This is a genomic window from Nitrospirillum guanabarense, from assembly GCF_034653355.1.
In the GTDB taxonomy this organism is placed as follows: Bacteria; Pseudomonadota; Alphaproteobacteria; order Azospirillales; family Azospirillaceae; genus Nitrospirillum.
In genome coordinates, this window is the sequence record NZ_JAYEER010000004.1 from 1742603 (window position 1) to 1761896 (window position 19294).

Annotated in this window: 18 protein-coding genes and 2 pseudogenes; 9 read left to right on the forward strand and 11 right to left on the reverse strand. The window is 67.9% G+C overall.

Translation table 11 applies throughout. The features are described from left to right. The first annotated feature begins 285 nt into the window (after nt 1-285). Together UAA55_RS26085 and UAA55_RS26090 are read left to right on the forward strand one after the other, a co-directional pair. Nucleotides 286-2319, forward strand: a complete 2034-nt coding sequence (locus tag UAA55_RS26085; protein WP_322956425.1) for a M13 family metallopeptidase — start codon at nt 286-288, stop codon at nt 2317-2319. Between the two features lie 765 nt (nt 2320-3084). Next, nucleotides 3085-4080 carry a glucokinase gene (locus UAA55_RS26090; RefSeq protein WP_322956427.1) on the forward strand — a complete coding sequence of 332 codons (996 nt, stop codon included), beginning with the start codon at nt 3085-3087 and terminating at the stop codon, nt 4078-4080. 59 nt (nt 4081-4139) lie between these two features. On the opposite strand, the gene UAA55_RS26095 is transcribed toward UAA55_RS26090, so the two are convergent. Then, a complete protein-coding gene (locus tag UAA55_RS26095; protein ID WP_322956428.1) occupies nt 4140-4736 on the reverse strand; it encodes a UbiX family flavin prenyltransferase in 597 nt (198 codons plus the stop codon). Nucleotides 4737-4982: 246 nt separating this feature from the next. Here UAA55_RS26095 and UAA55_RS26100 point away from each other — a divergent pair, with 246 nt between their 5' ends. Next, nucleotides 4983-6071, forward strand: a complete 1089-nt coding sequence (locus UAA55_RS26100) for an alkene reductase (protein WP_322956429.1) — start codon at nt 4983-4985, stop codon at nt 6069-6071. A gap of 118 nt (nt 6072-6189) precedes the next feature. Here the strand turns inward: UAA55_RS26100 and UAA55_RS26105 are convergent, their stop codons facing one another. Further along, nucleotides 6190-6822, reverse strand: coding sequence for a DUF1013 domain-containing protein (locus UAA55_RS26105; RefSeq protein ID WP_145617282.1), 633 nt, complete (start codon nt 6820-6822; stop codon nt 6190-6192). Between the two features lie 216 nt (nt 6823-7038). Next, a complete protein-coding gene (locus UAA55_RS26110) occupies nt 7039-8016 on the reverse strand; it encodes an NAD(P)H-quinone oxidoreductase (protein WP_322956431.1) in 978 nt (325 codons plus the stop codon). A gap of 142 nt (nt 8017-8158) precedes the next feature. Between UAA55_RS26110 and UAA55_RS26115 the strand changes: the two genes are divergently transcribed. Beyond that, on the forward strand, nt 8159-8344 hold the full coding sequence (locus UAA55_RS26115) for a DUF1192 domain-containing protein (RefSeq protein ID WP_040847295.1): 186 nt from the start codon (nt 8159-8161) through the stop codon (nt 8342-8344). Here the strand turns inward: UAA55_RS26115 and UAA55_RS26120 are convergent. Next, nucleotides 8341-9165, reverse strand: coding sequence for a class I SAM-dependent methyltransferase (locus UAA55_RS26120; protein WP_322956433.1), 825 nt, complete (start codon nt 9163-9165; stop codon nt 8341-8343). The genes UAA55_RS26115 and UAA55_RS26120 overlap by 4 nt on opposite strands. Nucleotides 9166-9302: 137 nt before the next feature. On the opposite strand from UAA55_RS26120, the gene UAA55_RS26125 reads away from it, so the two are divergent. After that, nucleotides 9303-10094, forward strand: coding sequence for a helix-turn-helix transcriptional regulator (locus UAA55_RS26125; protein ID WP_322956435.1), 792 nt, complete (start codon nt 9303-9305; stop codon nt 10092-10094). Here UAA55_RS26125 and UAA55_RS26130 read toward each other — a convergent pair whose 3' ends face one another. The 4 genes and pseudogenes from UAA55_RS26130 to UAA55_RS31420 all read right to left on the reverse strand — a co-directional run. Next, nucleotides 10095-10310, reverse strand: coding sequence for a ribbon-helix-helix domain-containing protein (locus UAA55_RS26130; RefSeq protein WP_322956437.1), 216 nt, complete (start codon nt 10308-10310; stop codon nt 10095-10097). Next, on the reverse strand, nt 10307-11605 hold the full coding sequence (locus tag UAA55_RS26135) for an adenosylmethionine--8-amino-7-oxononanoate transaminase (protein WP_322956438.1): 1299 nt from the start codon (nt 11603-11605) through the stop codon (nt 10307-10309). The genes UAA55_RS26130 and UAA55_RS26135 overlap by 4 nt, the downstream gene beginning before the upstream one ends. 2 nt (nt 11606-11607) lie before the next feature. Beyond that, nucleotides 11608-12015 carry a biotin synthase BioB gene (locus UAA55_RS31415; RefSeq protein ID WP_416235225.1) on the reverse strand — a complete coding sequence of 136 codons (408 nt, stop codon included), beginning with the start codon at nt 12013-12015 and terminating at the stop codon, nt 11608-11610. Between the two features lie 79 nt (nt 12016-12094). Further along, nucleotides 12095-12577: pseudogene (locus UAA55_RS31420) on the reverse strand (radical SAM protein); the annotation flags it as partial. A gap of 604 nt (nt 12578-13181) precedes the next feature. Between UAA55_RS31420 and UAA55_RS26145 the strand changes: the two are divergent. Genes UAA55_RS26145 through UAA55_RS26155 form a run of 3 tightly spaced genes read left to right on the forward strand, consistent with a single transcriptional unit; the run spans nt 13182 to nt 15284 of the window. Then, nucleotides 13182-14363, forward strand: coding sequence for an aminotransferase class I/II-fold pyridoxal phosphate-dependent enzyme (locus tag UAA55_RS26145; RefSeq protein WP_322956439.1), 1182 nt, complete (start codon nt 13182-13184; stop codon nt 14361-14363). Continuing rightward, nucleotides 14360-15058 (forward strand): dethiobiotin synthase, encoded by a 699-nt coding sequence (gene bioD, locus UAA55_RS26150; RefSeq protein ID WP_322956440.1) that lies wholly within the window; start codon nt 14360-14362, stop codon nt 15056-15058. The genes UAA55_RS26145 and bioD overlap by 4 nt, the downstream gene beginning before the upstream one ends. A 52-nt stretch (nt 15059-15110) precedes the next feature. Continuing rightward, complete coding sequence (locus UAA55_RS26155; RefSeq protein ID WP_322956442.1) at nt 15111-15284, forward strand: hypothetical protein; 174 nt, start codon at nt 15111-15113, stop codon at nt 15282-15284. Nucleotides 15285-15287: 3 nt separating this feature from the next. Here UAA55_RS26155 and UAA55_RS26160 read toward each other — a convergent pair whose 3' ends face one another. The 3 genes and pseudogenes from UAA55_RS26160 to UAA55_RS26170 form a co-directional block, all read right to left on the reverse strand. Further along, a complete protein-coding gene (locus tag UAA55_RS26160) occupies nt 15288-15518 on the reverse strand; it encodes a hypothetical protein (protein WP_145611522.1) in 231 nt (76 codons plus the stop codon). A gap of 107 nt (nt 15519-15625) precedes the next feature. Next, nucleotides 15626-17031: pseudogene (fumC, locus tag UAA55_RS26165) on the reverse strand (class II fumarate hydratase). A 62-nt stretch (nt 17032-17093) separates the two neighbouring features. Continuing rightward, nucleotides 17094-18134, reverse strand: coding sequence for an AIM24 family protein (locus UAA55_RS26170; protein ID WP_416235226.1), 1041 nt, complete (start codon nt 18132-18134; stop codon nt 17094-17096). Nucleotides 18135-18489: 355 nt separating this feature from the next. Between UAA55_RS26170 and UAA55_RS26180 the strand changes: the two genes are divergently transcribed. Next, on the forward strand, nt 18490-19272 hold the full coding sequence (locus tag UAA55_RS26180; RefSeq protein ID WP_322956443.1) for a TerB family tellurite resistance protein: 783 nt from the start codon (nt 18490-18492) through the stop codon (nt 19270-19272). Nucleotides 19273-19294 lie beyond the last annotated feature (22 nt).

The window sequence follows — 19294 nt, forward strand, 5'->3', positions numbered from 1 at the left end:
GTGACCGGCTCACGGCATCGCGTCCCGGGAGCAGGAAAGCGATTGACATTAATGTAGGCGCCTACATTATTGACACATGAAACGTCGAGACATACTGGCCAGCGCTACCCTGATATCCGGCCTCGTGTCCGTTCGTAGCAGCGGCCAACCGATCGGCGGCTCGGCTATCATGCAGCCTGACACCAACTCCCAGTTCGCACCGGGAAAGGAAGGCTATTTACTCCTGGCGCGTTGCATCGAGCGCATCGTTCGGGCCGCGGCTAAGCGCGAGCATCCGGTGTTTCCATGGGCGTGACGCGCCATCGCGCGGGCTTCCGCCTGCTGGCTCTGCCGCTGCTGGGTTTGATGCTTACCGCCTCCTCGCCGGCCATCCCGCCATGGGGGTTCGATCTCGGCGGGATGGACCGGTCGATAAAGCCGGGCGACGACTTCGATCGATACTCCAGCGGGGCCTGGAAGCAGGCGACGCCGATCCCGCCTGACCGAAGTGCCTGGGGGCCGTTCGCGATGCTCCGCGCCAAGGCGGAGAATGACGTCAAGGCGATCGTCGATGACATTGCCGGGCGACCGCAACCAGCCGGTTCGATCGAACGCAAGATCGCCGACACCTACAGCGCCTATCTCGACACCAAGGCGATCGAGGCGGCGGGATTGGCGCCCGCCAGAGCGGACCTCGCGCTGATCGCCACGGCCCGCTCGCATAAGGATGTCGCGCGGCTGATGGGGCATCCCGAACTTGGGCTCGGCGGCCCGGTGTCGCTCACCCCTTGGCCGGATGCCGCGAACCCCGACCGCTACGCGATCAACATCGTCCAGTCGGGGCTCAGTCTTCCCGACCGCGACTTTTATCTGAAAACGGACACGCGATCTGTCGAAGTGCGTGCCAAGTTCCAATCCCACGTCGCGCGGATGCTGGCGCTCTGTCATTATCCGAACCCGGAGGCTGCGGCCGACGCCGTGCTGGCGCTCGAGACCGCGATCGCGCAGGCGCAGTGGACACGCGGGAAACGCGCCGATCGCGACCTGACCTATCACCCCAAGTCGCGCGCCGCGCTCAAGGCCTTCGCGCCGGATTATCCGTGGGATGCGACACTCGCCGCGCTCGGGATACCCCGCCAGGACTTTTACGTCCTCAAGGAGGATACCGCGATCCGCGACCTGGCCAGGCTTTTCCGCCGAACGCCAGTCGCCACGTGGCGCGCCTACATGACGTTTCATTATCTGAACGGCATGGCCGACGTGCTTCCCGCGGCGTTCGACGACCTGTCGTTCGACTTCAACGGGCGGGTGCTTTCCGGCCTGCCCCAGAAGCGGGAGCGCTGGAAGCGCGCCACGGTCGCGCTCAACGCGGCCCTCGGCGAGGCTGTCGGCCAACTCTATGTCCAGCACCATTTCACGCCCGATGCCAAGGCGCAGATCATGGCGCTCGTCGAAAATCTGCGGACCGCGTTCCGCGTGCGGGTCGAGCGGCTCGACTGGATGTCCGCCGGCACGAAGCGGGCCGCGCTGGCGAAGCTTGCGGCGATTCGTGTGAAAGTGGGATACCCCGACAGCTGGCGCGACTATGCGACGCTGGAGGTTCGCGCGGGCGATCCTCTCGGCAACCGGAAGCGTGCGCTGCTCTGGGACTGGAAGCGACGGACTGCACGCCTGGGGCAGCCGACCGATCGCGACGAATGGGGAATGACTCCACAGAACGTCAACGCCTACTCCAACAGCTTCTTCAACGAGATCGTCTTTCCCGCCGCTATCCTGCAGCCGCCCTATTTCGACTCCGCCGCCGACCCCGCAGTGAACTACGGCGGCATCGGCGGCGTGATCGGTCACGAGATGAGCCATGCGTTCGACGATCAGGGCGCGAAGACCGACGCAAAAGGCGCCCAGCGCGACTGGTGGGACAATGCCGACGCCACTCGGTTCAAGACGCTGACCTCCCGCCTTGCCGAGCAATATTCGCGTTATGAGCCCATCCCGGGCATTCACCTGAATGGCCAGACGACGCTGAGCGAGAATATCGGCGACCTTGGCGGCCTCAACGTCGCGCTGGAAGCCTATCATATCGCGCTCAAAGGAAAGCCCCCGCCGATCCTCGACGGCACCACCGGCGATCAGCGCGTCTTCCTGTCGTGGGCGCAGACCTACCGGGAGAACATCCGCGATGAGGCGCTCAGGGCCGCTCTCGCATCAGATCCCCATAGCCCCTCAATGTTCAGGGTAAATGGCATCGTCCGGAACATCGATGCCTGGTACGACGCGTTCGGCGTTAAACCTGGAGATCGTCTCTACCTTGATGCCGCAGACCGTGTGCATATCTGGTAGCGGCGTAGCCGTGGTCACGTTCCAACGGCACCCATAGGCGTCCGCCGATTATCGCACACTGCCGGCTGTCAGTTCTGGCGGCGGCCAACCACGTCAAGTTAGCGCGTATGGGTGACCAGCCCCCCTTCCCAGCCGCACCGGCGGTGGCGAGTGAGCGGCCATGGCGCGGCATACCCGGCCGTATCGCCAGCCAAGCGCGAAACAGTCCGCGTCACCTGGAATGCAAGAAACGATTCATCGAGGTTCCACCCACCGGGGCCCCGGAAGGGATGTCGGCCCCGGAAATAAAGAAGGGCCGCGCCTATCGGCACGGCCCTGAGTTTAGGGAGGAAACGCCCAAGAAGTGCGTTACGACAGAACCACAATCGCGGCCATGTCGCACTGCACAATATGCCGATCGAGGCCCGGTTGATCAAGCGGAAAATGCATCGTCGCCGAAGAATCTTGATTATTCAGTCCATTGTCTACGCCCGATGAAAGTCGGCTTACCTCGACCGTTGTGCGACGCAACACATTGATTCAGGAGAAGATCATGTAATTGCGTTACATCGGGAGGAGTGCTCCCGCCCCAATTTTCTTACACCAACGATATTGACAGCGCTGTCTCCGCCACGCTCTAAGTCGGGAGCGAAAAACGCGCGCGGGTGGGCTGTCCGCCCGGGCGCGCTCCCTATCTGTATAATGGGGTAGCGAAACCCCCACGGCCGCGCACAAGGCGATGGGATGATTGAACCGGGAAGGAAACGGAAAAGGAAGGCGTCACCAATGCAGGGCCTCTCGCTCTTGGCGGACATCGGCGGCACCAACGCCCGGTTTGCCCTCTCCGAGTCCTCGGAATCGGCGCCGCATGACGCCCACGCCGCCAGCATCTCCGGCGTGCGCATCCTGCCCTGCGCCGACTACCCCTCGCTGGAGGCGGCGGCGGAGGCCTATCTGGCCCTGGAGGCGCCGGGCGCCCGGCCCAAGCAGGCCGCCATCGCCCTGGCGGGCCCTGTGACCGGCGATCGCATCCGCATGACCAACCTGCCGTGGGAATTCTCGATCGACGGCGTGCGCCGCTCGCTCTCGCTGGACCGGCTGGAGGTCGTCAACGACTTCACCGCCGTCGCCCTGTCCATTCCCGCCCTGAGCCCCGACGACCGGGCGCAGGTGGGGGACGGCGCGCCCGTAGCGGACGCGCCCATCGCCGTCCTGGGCCCGGGCAGCGGCCTGGGCGTCTCCTCCCTGATCCCGCGCAAGCGCAGCAACGGCCAGCCGGGCTGGACCGCGCTGGCGACCGAGGGCGGCCATGTCACCATGGCGCCCGTGAACGACCGCGAATCGGCCATCCTGGCCGTGCTGCGCAAGCAGTTCGACCACGTCTCGGCGGAGCGGGTGCTGTCCGGCCCGGGCCTGGTGAACCTGTATGAAGCCGTGTGCCTGGCTGACGGCAAGGAACCGGCGCGCCTGACCGCCGCCCAGGTCACGGCGGCGGCCACCACCCACGCGGGCGACCCGGCCTGCGTGGAGGCGCTGGAGACCTTCTGCGGCATGCTCGGCACTGTGGCCGGCAACCTGGCCCTGTCCATCGGCGCGCGCGGCGGCGTCTACATCGCCGGCGGCATCGCGCCCCGCATCCTGTCCTTCTTCACCCATAGCCGCTTCCGCAAGCGTTTCGTGGAAAAGGGCCGCATGCGCGACTACCTGGGCCCCATCCCGACATACGTGGTGACCCACCCGCTGCCGGCCTTCCTGGGCCTGACGGCAAAGCTGGACGGTTAAAAAGAAAAGAGCGCCACGGACCCCACGGCGCTCTTTTCTTTTAGGCTCCGGAAGCCCCTTCACCCGATCTCGGTGTCCTCGGGCGGCGCCTCGCCCCAGCGGCGCAGGCGGCCGCCGTCGATGTCGAACAGGTCCAGGATGCGGCCGACGGCGTGGTCCACCAGTTCATCCACGCTGTCCGGCCGGATGTACATCGCCGGGACCGGCGGGGCGATGATGGCGCCCATCTCGGCCAGGGCCGTCAGGCTGCGCAGGTGTCCCAGGTGCAGGGGCGTTTCCCGCACCATCAGCACCAGGCGCCGCCGTTCCTTCAACACGACGTCCGCCGCCCGCGTCAGCAGGCTGGACGTCACGCCGGTGGCGATCTCGCTCATGGTGCGGATGGAACAGGGGACGACGACCATGCCCAGGGTACGGAAGCTGCCGCTGGAGATGGCGGCGCCCACGTCGGCGATGGCATGGTTGACGTCCGCCAGCGCCCGCACGTCGGCGGGCTTCAGATCCGTTTCATGCGCCAGCGTCATCTCCGCCGACCGGCTCATCACCAGGTGGGTCTCGATGGGCAGGGGCCGCAGCGTTTCCAGCAGGCGCACGCCATAACGCACGCCGGAGGCGCCGCTGATGCCGACGATGAGGCGGGAGGGGGCGTTGGTCATGATGCTGGGATGTAGCGCCGGCCCGGCGCCGCCGTCCACCGGAATTGTTTTGGATAAATCGACGGCGCTCGGGACGAACCCGCCATTATTTCCCGATCGCGAAGGGTCATGTCACGACGGCGGGCTAAAAGCGGCGCCCTTGCGGACCTATGTTCATGGCGTGCCGGTTAACCATCGGCCGCGGCCTCTCCCCCCATAGTCCCCTCCCAAGCCATCAAGGCATCCCCTGAAGGAACGGGTTCAATCATGACCACAACTCCCGATCTTTTCGCGCCCGCCCATATCGGCGCCATTCCCGTCGCCAACCGCATCGCCATGGCGCCCCTGACGCGGGCCCGCGCCGGCATGGACGGGGTGCACACGCCGCTGGCCGTGGACTATTACCGCCAGCGCGCCACCGCCGGCCTGATCATCACCGAGGCCACCAACATCTCGCGCCAGGGGCGCGGTTACGCCTACACGCCCGGCATCTACACGCCCGAACACGTGACGGCGTGGAAAGCGGTGACGGACGCCGTGCACCAGGCCGGCGGCCATATCGTGCTGCAACTGTGGCATGTGGGCCGCATCTCCCACGCCAGCCTGCAGGAGGGCGGGGCCGCCCCGGTGGCGCCCAGCGCCCTGCAGGCGGGCGGCGAGACCTATATCGAGGGCGGTTTCGCCCAGCCCTCCCCGCCCCGCGCCCTGGAAACGGCGGAGATCGCCGGCATCATCGACGACTACCGCAACGCCGCCCGCAACGCCAAGGCCGCCGGCTTCGACGGGGTCGAGGTGCACTCGGCCAACAACTACCTGCTGGAGCAGTTCATTCGCGACAGCACCAACCACCGCACCGACCGCTATGGTGGCAGCGTGGAGAACCGTACCCGCCTGACGGTGGAGGTGGCCCAGGCCGTGGCCGAGATCTGGGGGCCGAACCGCGTGGGCGTGCGCCTGTCGCCCATCACCCAGGCGGCGGGCAACACCCCGCTGGACAGCGACCCCAATGGCACCTACGGCTTCCTGGCGGAGCGGCTGGGTGAATTGAACCTGGCCTACCTGCACTGTGTGGAAGGCCAGACGCGCGGCCCCAATGGCGCCCAGAACTTCGACTTCCAGTCCCTGCGCAAGAAGTTCGGGGGTGGCTACATCGCTAACAACGGCTATGACCGCGACCTCGCGGCCCGCACCATCGCCGAGGGGCGGGCCGACATGGTCGCCTTCGGCCGGCCCTTCATCGCCAACCCCGACCTGGTGCATCGCCTGAAAACCGGCGCGCCCCTGGCCCAGGCCCCGCAGGAAGCCTTCTACGGCGGCGGCGCCAAGGGCTACACGGACTGGCCGAGTGCTGCTTGATGCCGTTTGCCTCAAACCGGCATGACATCCTCATGCCGGTGGGGTGGGCGCGAAAGGAAAAAGGGCGGCCTCGCTTGGGGCCGCCCTTTTCATTCACTTGAAGAAAGGGATCAGAGGATCAATCCTCGATCTCCTCGTGTTCCTCATCCTCCAGGGCCGCCTGCTCAGCAGCCAAGGCGCGGTCCTCGGCGGTTTCCAGCAGGGTGGTGGTCTCCAGCTCCGGCTCCGGCAGGCCACGGCGGGCGCGCGACAGCGCCGCCTCCAGCTCACGCTGGCTGCACAGGCCCAGCAGCACGGGGCTGCGCGGCTTGATGTTGCTGGTGTTCCAGTGGGTCTTGTCGCGCACCGCGGCGATGGTCGGCTTGGTGGTGCCGATCAGGCGGGAAATGGCGGCGTCCGACAGTTCCGGATGGTTCTTCAGCAGCCAGGCGATGCCGTCGGGCTTGTCGCCGCGCTTGGTCACCGGGGTGTAGCGCGGGCCCTTGGCGCGCGCGATCGGCTGCGGCAGGTCGTGGATGCGAATCTGCAGCTTCAGGTCCGGGTTCTTCTCGCAGCGCTCGATCTCATCCTTGGTCAACTCGCCGTTGCCCACCGGATCGCGCCCGACCATGCCGATCGCCACCTCGCCATCGGCGATGGCCTGCACTTCAAGCGAGTGCATGCCGCAGAATTCGGCGATCTGCTCAAAGGACAGCGCGGTGTTCTCAACCAACCAGACCGCGGTCGCCTTCGGCATCAAGGGCAGTGCCATGCTTCCTCCTAACCCGTGGCGGAACGTCCCGCCAACACGCATCAAAACCCGTGAACAAGGTCGCGAAAAGCAATATCCGCCCGTCGCGCGGGCTGAAGGCCCCACGCAGCCGGACGGAAAACTGTGACGCGTACATGAGCTATATAGAGGCACGCGACGGGCGAGGCCACGCCTTTTTATGGTCCCCGCCCCACTTGTCGCGGGCTGGTCGCGGCCTTAAACCGTCAGAATGATTTTGCCGACATGGGCGCTGCTTTCCATCAGCGCGTGCGCGGCCGCCGCGTCGTCCAGGGCGAAGGTTTTGTAAATGACCGGGCGGACCCGCCCTTGCGCCAGCAGCGGCCACACCTTTTCCCGCAGGCTGGCGGCGATGCCGGCCTTCTCCTCCACCGTGCGCGGCCGCAGGGTGGACCCGGTTAGGACCAAGCGCTTGGTCATCACCGGGGTCATGTTCAGCGTCACCTTGGCCCCGCGCAGGAAGGCGATGGTGACGTGGCGGCCCTGGTCGGCCAGGGCGTCGATGTTGCGTGGCACATAGTCGCCGCCCACCATGTCCAGGATGACGTCCACGCCCCGCCCGCCGGTGGCCTCCCTGACCACGGCGACGAAATCCTCCGCCTTGTAGTCGATGCCGCGGTCGGCGCCGATCTCCTCACAAGCCTTGGCCTTGTCCGGGCCACCGGCGGTGGCGAAGACACGGGCGCCGAAGGCCTTGGCCAACTGGATGGCCGTGGTGCCGATGCCGCTGGTGCCGCCATGGACCAGGAAGCTTTCCCCCGCCGCCAGCCGGCCTCGGTCGAAGACGTTGGTCCAGACGGTGAAGAAGGTTTCCGGCAGGGCTGCCGCCTCCACCATACTGTAGCCCACCGGCACGGGCAGGCACTGGCCGGCCGGCGCCACGGCGTGGTCGGCATAGCCGCCACCGTTGACCAAGGCGCAGACCGCGTCGCCCACGGTCCAGCCCGCCACTCCTTCGCCCAGTCCTGCCACGGTGCCCGCCACTTCCAGGCCCGGCAGGTCGGACGCGCCGGGCGGCGGCGGGTAGTGGCCGGCGCGCTGCAGGCAGTCCGGCCGGTTGACGCCGGCGGCGGCCACCCGGATCAGGATCTGACCCGGGCCCGGCCGCGGCGTCGGCCGCTCGATGGGCTTCAGGACCTCGGGACCGCCGGGTTGGGTGATGGCGATGGCGCGCATGGCTTCCAGGATCTCCGCTTCTTACATCCGGCGGGGGATGGCTCCTCGCCGCTTGGGGTCTTGCACCATGTAGGCCCCCGGCGGCACAGTGACAACCGACACGCTGGAGGGCCAGCCCTCCACAGGATAAGGCAGCCGCCCCATGGACACCGACGACATCGCCCCGCCGCCGAGCCGCCCCAGCAGCTTCCTGGACATCGCCCGCCTGTCGGTGGGGGAACTGCGCGAATACCGCAACAGCCTGGAGGCTGAGATCGCGCGGGTGGACGACGCCATCAAAGCCAAGCAAGCCTCGCTGAACGCCGCCGCCGCGTTCTTCAAAAGCTAGACGGGAACGGCCTCGAACGTGGCCGTGTCCAGGGTGAAGGTGCCGTCGGCCTCGATGGCGAAATGGCGCGTCACGGTGTCGGCCATGCGCCCCTGCAAGGAGCGGATGGCCGCGACATGACTGTCCGGCGGGTCCATGCGCGCGATCCAGCTGGTGAACTCCAGGCGCAGGCGCCGCTGCGTCACGCGGCCCACCTCGAACCGCGCGCCAGCCAGCGCCGCCCGCCATTCCGCCACCGAGTAATTGCGCACGTGCGATGGGTCGCGCAGCAGCTCGGTCGACTGCAGGAAGGTGTCCAGCAGCGGGTGGCCGGGCGTCACCACGTCCATGAAGACGGCGATGCCGCCCGGCTTCATCCCCCGCCGCGCCTCCCTTAAGCCCGCCGCCAGGTCCGGCCAGTGGTGGGCGCTGTAGCGGCTGAAGACGGCGCAGAACTGGGCATCACCTGCCGGCACGGCGTCGGCACGGCCCACCCGCGTCTCGACATTGGTCAGGCCGCGCCGCCCGGCCTCCGCCGCCACGGCGGCCAGCATGTCGGGCGACAGGTCGCAGGCAACCACTTGGCCCACGTACGGCGCCACGGTGAAGGCGACATGCCCGCCGCCACATCCCAGGTCCAGCGCCGTCTTATAGCCCTTGCCCGCCACCAGGTCGGCCAGTTGGCGCAAATCCTCACCTTGGGCGTGGACGGCGCTGGCGACATAGGCGGCGGCCTGCGGCCCGAATTGGCCAGCCACCAGCGATTCCTGGTCGCGGCCCACGGATGTGTCGCGGCCCACGGATGTTTGGCCAAGCGTTTGAGGCGCGTGCTGGGTGGTCATTCCCTACTCCGTTTCTTGGTCAAAGCTGCCCCGATTCGGCGGGGTGGAGCGCCAGGGTGACAGAACTTTAAACTGGTACCAGATCCAGGTTTGTACTGGTATAAATCGCTACCACCTTACCTTAAAGGCCCGCGCCCATGGACATCCTGGACACCTCGAAACGGCGCGAGCTGGGGGAGTTCGTGCGGGCGCAACGCGAACGGCTGGCACCGGCGGCCCTGGGCCTGGCGCCCGGGCCCCGCCGCCGCACGCCCGGCCTGCGGCGAGAGGAGCTGGCGCAGCTGAGCGGCGTCAGCGTCACCTGGTACACTTGGATCGAGCAGGGCCGCGACGTCTCCATCTCCCCCGGCGCCCTGGCACGCCTGGCGGTGGCCCTGCGCCTGTCGGCGGCGGAGCGCGCCTATCTGTTCGACCTGGCAGGCAAGCGCGACCCGGACGGGGCCGCCGCCGGGGATGACGTGCCGGTGCCGGCAGCGCTGGACGCCCTGGTCCGGGGCATCCCACACCCGGCCTATCTGCTGGACCGGCAATGGAACGCCCTGGCCTGGAACGCGGCGGCGGCCCGCCTGTTCATCGGCTGGCTGGATCACGGCGAGGATCGCAATCAACTGCGCTACCTGTTCCTGGCCCCCGCCGCCCAGGCCCTGATCCCAGACTGGGCGGAACGGGCGCGGCGCGTGGTGGCGGAGTTCCGCGTGGACTACAGCCACCACCTGAATGACCCCGGCATGCGGGCCCTGGTGGTGGACCTCAGCCAGCGCAGCCCCCTGTTCACCGACCTCTGGCACACCCACGCCGTCACCGCCCGCGCCGGTGGCGAGCGCGCCTTCCACCACCCCACCGACGGCCCCCTGCGCTATGAGCAGCTGACCTTCACCTTGGCGGGGCAGACGGATGTGAAGCTGGTGACGCTGGTGCCAGTCGGGTGATCAGGCGGGGATTCGCCCCTTCACCCACAGCAGCGCCGCGACGCGCAGCGCGCTGGACAGGTTGCCGTCGCGGTTGCCGTCGATCTCCTCCACCAGGGCGTTGATCGACAGGCTGCGGGCCACGGCCATGTCCTTCAGCGTTTCCCAGAACGGTTCCTCCAGCGTGACACTGGTGGGGTGGCCGGCGATCAGGACGGAACGCTTGCGCAGGGTCATGCGGTGGCTCGCTGATGCTCGGTCACGGCGTCGACCACGGCCCGGGTCAGGAAGGCCAAGTCGTCGGCGTCCATGGTGTAGGACGGGGTGAGGTAGACGACGCGGCCGAAGGGCCGCACCCAGACGCCCCGGTCGATCAGGCGCCGCTTCAGGCCGTTCATGTCGGCGATGCGCTCCAGCTCCACCACGCCGATGGCGCCCAGGGTGCGCACGTCCGTCACGCCGGGCAGGTCACGGCACGGCTCCAGGCCCGCCGCCAGACCCTGGGAGATCGCGGTCACCTGATCCAGCCTGGGTTCGCTCTCGAACAGGTCGAGGGAGGCGTTGGCGGCGGCGCAGGCCAGGGGGTTGGCCATATAGGTGGGGCCGTGCATCAGGGCCGCCTGTGCGTTGTCCGACCAGAATGCCTGAAACACCCGGTCGCTGGCCACGGTGGCGGCCAGGGCCATGGTGCCGCCGGTCAGGGCCTTGGACAAGGTGAGGATGTCCGGCACCACGCCGGCGGCCTCACACGCGACCATCGTGCCGGTACGGCCGAAGCCGGTAAAGATCTCATCGAAGATCAGCAGCAGGCCGTGGCGGTCAGCGGCGGCACGCAGGGTGCGCAGCACCTGAGCGTCATGGAACAGCATGCCGCCCGCCCCCTGGACCAGCGGTTCCACCAGGATGGCGGACAGGGTGTGGGCGTGGGCGGCCAAGTCGCGCTCGAACCGCGCCGTGCTCTCCTCATCCACCGGCAGGTCCAGGATGAGATGTTCGGGCAGCAGGCCTGAGAACAGGCTGTGCATGCCCTCTTCCGGGTCGCACACCGCCATGGTGGCGATGGTGTCGCCGTGATAGCCGCCGCGGAACGCCGCCAGTTTGGTGCGGCCGGGCACGCCCCGGTTCAGCCAGTACTGCGTCGCCATCTTCATGGCGATCTCGACGGAGACGGAGCCGCTGTCGCAGAAGAAGACGCGGTTGAGGTCGCCCGGCAGCATGGCAGCCAGGCGGGCGGCCAGGGTATAGGCCGGTTCATGCGCCAGGCCGCCGAACATGACGTGCGGCATGCGCGCCATCTGTTCGGCCACCTTTTCGCGGATGTGGGGGGGATTGTAACCGTGGCAGGCCGTCCACCAGCTGGCCACCCCGTCCACCAACCGCCGGCCATCGGCCAAGGTCAGGCGCACCCCCTCCGTCGCCACCACGGGCAGGGGCGGCAAGGCCGTCTTCATCTGGGTGTAGGGCAGCCAGATGTGCTGGCCGCCCCGCTGAAACCAATCGTTCCGGTCAGGAAACGATCCATGTGTGCCCATGATCAGTGGCCACACGCCCCGGAGCAGGCATCCGCGGCGTGGTGGGCGTGATCCTCATCGGCGCTGCCCTCTTCCACCGCATCCATGGTGGTCATGCCCAGGCGTGCCAGCAGCTGCTTGTCATGGTCGGCCACCGGGTTGGCGGTGGTCAGCAACTTCGGCCCATAGAAGATGGAGTTGGCGCCGGCCAGGAAGCACAGGGCCTGGGTCTCGTCGCTCATGCCCTCGCGGCCAGCCGACAGACGCACCATGGAGGCCGGCATGGTGATGCGGGCCACGGCGATGGTGCGCACGAAATCGATGGCGTCCAGCGCGTCCTTGCCGCCCAGGGGCGTGCCATCCACCTTCATCAGCATGTTGATCGGCACGCTTTCGGGATGCTGCGGCAAGGTGGCCAGCGTGTGGATCATGCCCACGCGGTCCGGTCAGATCCTCACCCATGCCGACGATGCCGCCGCAGCAGACGTTGATGCCGGCCTCACGCACGTTGGCCAGGGTGTCCAGCCGGTCCTGGTAGGTGCGGGTGGTGATGACGTTGCCGTAGTACTCGGGCGAGGTGTCGATGTTGTGGTTGTAGTAGTCCAGGCCCGCCTGCTTCAGGCGCAGGGCCTGGCCGGCGTTCAGCATGCCCAGCGTGACGCAGGATTCCATGCCCAGCGCCTTCACGCCCTCGACCATGGCGCAGACCAATTCCAGGTCTTGGTCCTTGGGCGACCGCCAGGCGGCCCCCATGCAGAAGCGGCTGGCCCCGGCATCCTTGGCGGCCTTGGCCTCCGCCAGCACCTTCTGCACCTCCATGAGCTTGGACGCCTTCAGGCCCGTCTCATGGTGCGCGCTCTGCGAGCAGTAGCCGCAATCCTCCGGGCAACCGCCCGTCTTGATGGACAGCAAGGTCGAGATTTGGACCTGGGTGGGGTCGAAGCGGCGGCGGTGGACGGCGGCGGCCTGGAACACCAGCTCGGTGAAGGGCATGTCGAACAGCGCCTGGATCTCGGCGCGCGTCCAATCGGTGCGCACGTCGTCGCTCTCCAGGGCCGGGGTGCCCCTATTGTCTGTAAAGGCGGCGGCGGGGCGGCTGATGTCGATGGCGGTCACGGGTGCGTTTCCTTGGGAATACCGGGGGCGATACCGGGGCCGGGCCGAAGCTCAAGGCCAGCCCGCACCTAACGGCAGCGGCGGAGACCGGTCAAGAAAAACCGGGGCGGCGCCTGCTGCCGGGGGATCTCGGGGAAACTTGGTGAGAGCCGACATGCCGTGCGCGACAGATGATTGCGCGACAGCGCTAGACCAGCGCCTTGAACACCGTTTCAAGAATTGAGATCACGATCTGGCCGACGATCTCGAACAGCCAGGACCAATCGTTCAGGCGTTCCGCCAAACGGGGCTCTTCCTCAGCCAAAGGTGACCCCTCTTCACGCCCGCGCATCAAAACAGGGTGAGCAACAGCCCAAGCGCATCCGTAGGCTGAGATGGGCACGGAATTTGACGCCCGCAACCCAGGCGCCGCACTTTCGCACGCGTATCGCGGACTCTTGCGGCTAAGCTCCGGCCGACTTCTTCAATGAATGGCGCGCCCATGCAGTCCCTGACCGAATTCGCCGAGGCCAAGCTGGCCGAGATGGACGCCGCCTCGCTGCGCCGCCGGCTGGTGGACAGCGACCGCGATGGCGAGGGCGGTCTGTGGATCACCTGCGGCGGCCGGCGCCTGCTGTCCTTCTCCTGCAACGACTACCTGAACCTGGCCCACGACCCCCGGGTGAAGGCGGCCGCCGTGGCGGCGGTGGAACGGTACGGCGTGGGGGCCGCCGCCTCGCGCCTGGTCACCGGCAACCACCCGCTCTACACCGTGCTGGAGCAGAAGCTGGCGTCCTTGAAGGGGACGGAGGCGGCCTGCGTCTTCGGCTCCGGCTATCTGGCCAACGCCGGCATCATCCCCACCTTTGTGGGGCCAAAAGATCTGGTGGTGGTGGATGAACTGGCGCACGCCTGCATCTGGGCCGGCGCCAAGCTGTCAGGCGCCACCCTGCGCATCTTCCGTCATAACGATGTGGACCATGCCGCCCAGGTGCTGGCCACCTACCGGCCGCGCCATGGCCGCGCCCTGCTGGTGACGGACGGCGTCTTTTCCATGGACGGGGATCTCGCCCCCCTGCCCGCCCTGGCCAGCCTGTGCGCGCAGCACGACACCTGGCTGATGACCGACGACGCCCACGGCATCGGCGTGTTGGCGCAGGGCCGGGGCTCCAGCTTCGCCTTCGGCGACAAGCCGCAGGTACCCCTGCAGATGGGCACCTTGAGCAAGGCGGTGGGCGGCTATGGCGGCTATCTCTGCGGCGACAGGGCCGTCATCGACCTGGTGAAGACCCGCGCCCGCACCCTGATCTATTCCACCGGCCTGCCGCCCGCCACGGTGGCCGGCGCCATCGCCTCCCTGGACATCATCCAGGGTGATCCCGATCTGTGCGCCCTGCCCCTGGCCAAGGCCCGGCGTTTCACCGCCCTGTTGAACCTGCCCGCCGCCGAAAGCCCCATCGTGCCCATCGTGCTGGGCGCCGCCGAGGTCACCTTGCAGGCCCAGCGCCTGCTGGAGGAGGAGGGCCTGCTGGTCGCCGCCATTCGCCCACCCACCGTGCCGGCCGGCACCGCCCGCCTGCGCGTCACCTTCACCGCCCGCACACCGGACGCGGAGATCGAGCGCCTGGCTGGCCTGATCCGCGATCGCGTGCTGCCGCTCAAGAGTGTCGAGAACCCCGAATGACCGTCCCCGCCTTCTTCGTCACCGCCACCGGCACCGACATCGGCAAGACCTTCGTCACCGCTGGCCTGGTACGCTGCCTGCGCGCCAGGGGCATCGCCGCCACCGCCCTGAAACCCGTGGTCAGCGGGATCGATCTGGAGGATGCCGCCAGCCTGGCAGCCAGCGACCCCGCCCAGCTGCTGGCCGCCATGGGCCGGCCGGTGACCCCGGCCGAGGTGGCGCGCATCAGCCCGCACCGCTACGCCGCGCCGCTCTCGCCCGACATGGCGGCCGCGCGCGAGGGCCGACCGCTGGACGTGGACGGCATGATCGAATGGTGCCGGGAAAAGGCGGCCTTCGCCGCCGCTCCGCTGTTCGTGGAGGGCGTGGGCGGCGCCATGGTGCCGCTGGACGACAGCCGCACGGTGCTGGACTGGATGGTGGCGCTGGACCTGCCCCTGCTGCTGGTCACCGGCAGCTATCTCGGCACCCTCAGCCACACCCTGACCGCCCTGGACGTGCTGGCTCGTCGGGGCCTGACCGTCGCCGCCGTCGTCGTCAGCGCCACCCCCGGCGCCACCGTGCCCATGACCGAGACACTTGCCACCCTCGCCCGCTTCGCCCCCGGCATCCCCTTGACGGCGGTGCCAAGGGTGGAACGGGTGGAAGAGGTGGACACGGCATTCGATGCGCTGCTGGCGGCGCTAGGACTGTAAAGCCTTGCGGCTTACGAGACTCCTCACAGGTATTGATGGCACTATCGGCGGCATGTCAGCTGACGATGAAAAAGTCACCACCCCATCCCAAACGCGCCTGGACCGTGAAGCGATTGCAGCAGTGGTAATGCGTGTGCAGCAGTTGGCCAAGCAATACGGGACACCTGACCGCAGCTTGGCCGATGAATTGATCGCCGAGCGTCGGGTGGACGCTGAGCAAGGATGAGCCTCAGCTCAGCGCCGTCTCCGCCCTGATCTCACGGATCAGGTTTTCCATGCGGCGCAGCAGGGCTTCGGCCACCTTCAACGGCACGACCACCACGTCGTCCTCGGCATCGAAACCGCCCTGGCGGCGGATGACGATCTCATCGCGGGGGTTGGCGTAGACCGCCACGGCGGTGGCCATGTCGGCCACGATGCTGGTCTGATCCAGATGCCCCCATTGAAACGCGCCGGCCATATCGTCCTCCATCGCTGAGTCCGCGAAAGAACAAATTAAGAACAATCAAGGCATAAATCAGGAACCGTAGCAAGAGGAATTTAGCTCTCCTTGCCCGATCCCGGATCTCAGCTGGGATGGATCATGTCCTCAGGCTTCACCCAGGCGTCGAACTCCGCCTCGGTCAGGAAGCCCAAGGCCAGGCCGGCGGCCTTCAGGGTGGTGCCTTCGGCGTGGGCCTTCTTGGCGATCTTGGCGGCCTTGTCATAGCCGATGTGCGGGTTCAGGGCCGTCACCAGCATCAGGCTTTCGTGCAGCGACTTGGCGATGCGGTCCTCGTTCGCCGTGATGCCCACCACGCAGTTGTCGGTGAAGCTGACGGCGGCGTCGGCCAGCAGGCGGATCGACTGGGCCACGTTGTAGATGATGACGGGCTTGAAGACGTTCAGCTCGAAATGGCCGGTGGCGCCGGCGATGGTCACCGTGGTGTGGTTGCCCATCACCTGGGCGCACACCATGGTCATGGCCTCCGACTGCGTGGGGTTGACCTTGCCGGGCATGATGGAACTGCCGGGCTCGTTCTCCGGCAGGCTCAGCTCCCCGATGCCGCAGCGGGGGCCGGAGCCCAGCAGGCGGATGTCGTTCGCCACCTTCATGAGCGAGGCCGCCAGGGTGTTGAGCACGCCCGACACCTCCACCAGGCTGTCATGCGTCGCCAGCGCCTCGAACTTGTTGGGGGCGGTGACGAAGGGCAGGCCGGTCAGGTCCGCCACCTCGGCCGCGAAGGCGGCATCAAAGCCCTTCTTGGCGTTCAGGCCCGTGCCCACCGCCGTGCCGCCCTGGGCCAGGCGCAGCAGCGCCGGCAGCGCCCCCTTCACCCGCTCCACCCCATAGGCCAGCTGCTGGGCGTAGCCGGAGAATTCCTGGCCCAGGGTCAGGGGTGTGGCGTCCTGCAGATGGGTGCGGCCGATCTTGACGATGCCCTTGAACGCGTCAGCCTTGGCGGCCAGGGCGTCGCGCAGATGCTCCAGCGCCGGCACCAGGGTGCGGTGCAGTTCCACCGCCGCCGCGATGTGCATGGCGGTGGGGAAGCTGTCGTTGGACGACTGGCCCCGGTTCACATGGTCGTTGGGGTGCACCGGCTTCTTGGACCCCATCTCCCCGCCCAGCAATTCGATGGCACGGTTGGAGATGACCTCGTTGGCGTTCATGTTGGTCTGGGTACCGGAACCGGTCTGCCACACCACCAGGGGGAAGTGGTCGTCCAGCTTGCCGGCCGCCACCTCCGCCGCCGCCTGGATGATGGCGCGGCCCAGCGCCTCGTCCAGTTCGCCCAGCTTCACATTGGCCTGGGCCGCCGCCTGCTTCTGGATGCCCAGGGCGTGGACCAGGGCCGGCGGCATGCGCTCCCCCCGATCTTGAAGTTGCCCAGGGACCGCTGGGTCTGGGCGCCCCAGTAGCGGTCGGACGGCACCTCCAACGGGCCGAAGCTGTCGGTCTCGGTGCGGGTGCCCTGTTTGGCTTCAAGGGTCATTTCGATGCTCTCCAGGCTGGTGAGGGGCGGAGTTTACCCAAATCCCCTCGGACCCCGCCATGTCAGCGCTTGTCGAGGATGTTGCCTATGGCGCCAAACACACCCCCCTCTTCCCGGGTTCCCACCAGGGAGGAGGCCAGCATGCGGCCGGCCAGGCGGGAGAAGGGCAGGCTTTGCAGCCACACCTTGCCGGGGCCGCGCAGGCGGGCGAAGAACAGGCCCTCGCCACCGAACAGCATGGACTTGATGCCGCCCACCTGCTCGACATCGAAATCGATGTCGGCGGTCATGGCGGCCAGGCAGCCCGTGTCCACGTGGATGACCTCCCCCGGCTGCAACGTGCGTTCCACCAGCGTGCCGCCCATGTGGATGAAGACGATCCCGTCGCCTTCCAGCTTCTGCATGATGAAACCGTCGCCGCCGAACAGGCCGGTCAGGATGCGGCGCTGGAAGTAGATGCCGATGGCGACACCGCGCGCCGCCGCCAGGAAGCTGTCCTTGTGGCAGATCAGGCGCCCGCCGTAGTCCGACAGCTTCAGGGCCGAGATGGTGCCGGGATAGGGGGCGGAGAAGGCCACCGTGCCCGGACCGCTGCCACGCTGGGTGAAGACGGTGGTGAAGAGGGTGGAGCCGGAGAGCACCCGCTTGCCCGCCCCCCACAGCTGGTCCAGCACGCTGCCGCCGTCGCGGCTGGAACCGTCACCGAAGATGGTGTTCATGTCCACGCTGGCGTCCTTGTACAGCAGGGCGCCTGCCTCGGCGATGGCGCTGTCGCCGGGTGCCAGGCTCACCGACACATACTGCATCTCATGGCCGTGGATGGTGTAGTCCAGGGCGCTGGCCGGGCCGGGCGGCGGCGGGGTGAAGGGATTGCCGCCACCGGCGAAGGCGCCCCAGATGCCGCCACCACCCGGCGGGGGCGGGGGCGGCGGGGATGAGGCGGTGCCGCCATACAGCTCCGCCACCTGGCCCACGGGCAGCCAGTCGGTGAAACCCTCCCGCCAGCAATGGGCGCCCGGATTGGCGCGGGCGAAGTTGCGCGCCGCCGCGTCATCCAGGGGCCCCGCCTGCTGCTGGCCGTTGTGGAAGAACCATTCCGTCATGGCACCGCACCCCTTTTCTATTCAACCAGGCCGTTCGTGTCCCCCGCGAGCCGGCCCTTGGTATCGCCCCCTTTTACCAAGATGGTGCCACCCTCACCAGCGCTGGCCCCATTCCCGCCCGGCCATCTGGCCCCCTTTGCCGCAGGTTCGCGGCGTGACGGCGCCTTTGGGAATATTCCACCGGCCTGGGCGTCTTTCCAATAGGGCCGGCCCCGCACCGGTCCTTCCCTGCTTGAAGGACGCGCACATCATGATCACGGTCGGTTCGGGGCATTGGCGGGAATGGATGGGGCAGCTATGGTGCGGCCCGGCCCCCCGCTTCCGGTGGGGCCGGCTGTGGCCGAGGCTGAAAGCGATGAGCATCTGGGGCAAGGTGGTGGGGGGTGTCGCGGGCTTTGCCATTGGCGGCCCGCTGGGCGCGTTGCTGGGCGTGGCCGCCGGCCATGCCGCCGATGCCTGGGCGTCGCAGCCGTCAGCACCCCCGGGTGCGGACGGCCAGCCGGACCAAACCCGCAGCATGGCCTTCACCATCGGCGTCATCGTGCTGGGCGCCAAGATGGCCAAGGCAGACGGCGTCGTGCACCGGGCGGAAATCGACGCCTTCAAGCGCGTGTTCCAGATCCCGGCGGAGGAGGCGCGGAACGTCGGCCGCATCTTCGACCTGGCCAAGCGCGACAGCGCCGGGTTCGAGCCCTATGCCCGGCAGCTGGCCGGCATGTTCCGTGACCGGCCGACCGTGCTGGAGGATTTGCTGGGCTGTCTGTTCCACATCGCGTCGGCCGACGGCAGCCTGCACCCGGCGGAGCTGACCTTCCTGGCCGACGTCGCCCGCATCTTCGGCATTTCCGAGGCGACGTTCGAAGGCATCCGCCGCATCCACGGCGGTGCCGCCTGCGGGTATGAGGACCCGATGGACGACCCCTACGCCGTCCTGGGCGTCGCCCGTACCGCCAGCGATGCGGAAATCAAGCTGGCCTGGCGCCAGGCCTTGCGCGACAACCATCCCGACACCGTCATGGCCCAGGGCCTGCCGGCGGAGTTCGTGGACGTCGCCACGAGCAAGACGGCCGCGCTGAACGCCGCCTACGACAAGATCCAGAGCCAGCGGGCCGGTGCGCCCGCCGGCCCGCACCAGTAACCCCGCATCCCCCCAGTAACCC

Coding starts and splice junctions, on each gene's coding strand:
- UAA55_RS26090 (WP_322956427.1), top strand. CDS start 3,085: ATGCAGGGCCTCTCGCTCTTGGCGGACATCGGCGGCACCAACGCCCGG.
- UAA55_RS26180 (WP_322956443.1), top strand. CDS start 18,490: ATGAGCATCTGGGGCAAGGTGGTGGGGGGTGTCGCGGGCTTTGCCATT.
- UAA55_RS31415 (WP_416235225.1), bottom strand. CDS start 12,015: ATGATCCACACGCTGGCCACCTTGCCGCAGCATCCCGAAAGCGTGCCG.
- UAA55_RS26160 (WP_145611522.1), bottom strand. CDS start 15,518: ATGGCCGGCGCGTTTCAATGGGGGCATCTGGATCAGACCAGCATCGTG.
- UAA55_RS26135 (WP_322956438.1), bottom strand. CDS start 11,605: ATGGGCACACATGGATCGTTTCCTGACCGGAACGATTGGTTTCAGCGG.
- UAA55_RS26115 (WP_040847295.1), top strand. CDS start 8,159: ATGGACACCGACGACATCGCCCCGCCGCCGAGCCGCCCCAGCAGCTTC.
- UAA55_RS26110 (WP_322956431.1), bottom strand. CDS start 8,016: ATGCGCGCCATCGCCATCACCCAACCCGGCGGTCCCGAGGTCCTGAAG.
- UAA55_RS26085 (WP_322956425.1), top strand. CDS start 286: ATGGGCGTGACGCGCCATCGCGCGGGCTTCCGCCTGCTGGCTCTGCCG.
- UAA55_RS26105 (WP_145617282.1), bottom strand. CDS start 6,822: ATGGCACTGCCCTTGATGCCGAAGGCGACCGCGGTCTGGTTGGTTGAG.
- UAA55_RS26155 (WP_322956442.1), top strand. CDS start 15,111: ATGTCAGCTGACGATGAAAAAGTCACCACCCCATCCCAAACGCGCCTG.
- UAA55_RS26130 (WP_322956437.1), bottom strand. CDS start 10,310: ATGACCCTGCGCAAGCGTTCCGTCCTGATCGCCGGCCACCCCACCAGT.
- UAA55_RS26095 (WP_322956428.1), bottom strand. CDS start 4,736: ATGACCAACGCCCCCTCCCGCCTCATCGTCGGCATCAGCGGCGCCTCC.
- UAA55_RS26100 (WP_322956429.1), top strand. CDS start 4,983: ATGACCACAACTCCCGATCTTTTCGCGCCCGCCCATATCGGCGCCATT.
- UAA55_RS26125 (WP_322956435.1), top strand. CDS start 9,303: ATGGACATCCTGGACACCTCGAAACGGCGCGAGCTGGGGGAGTTCGTG.
- UAA55_RS26120 (WP_322956433.1), bottom strand. CDS start 9,165: ATGACCACCCAGCACGCGCCTCAAACGCTTGGCCAAACATCCGTGGGC.
- UAA55_RS26170 (WP_416235226.1), bottom strand. CDS start 18,134: ATGACGGAATGGTTCTTCCACAACGGCCAGCAGCAGGCGGGGCCCCTG.
- bioD (WP_322956440.1), top strand. CDS start 14,360: ATGACCGTCCCCGCCTTCTTCGTCACCGCCACCGGCACCGACATCGGC.
- UAA55_RS26145 (WP_322956439.1), top strand. CDS start 13,182: ATGCAGTCCCTGACCGAATTCGCCGAGGCCAAGCTGGCCGAGATGGAC.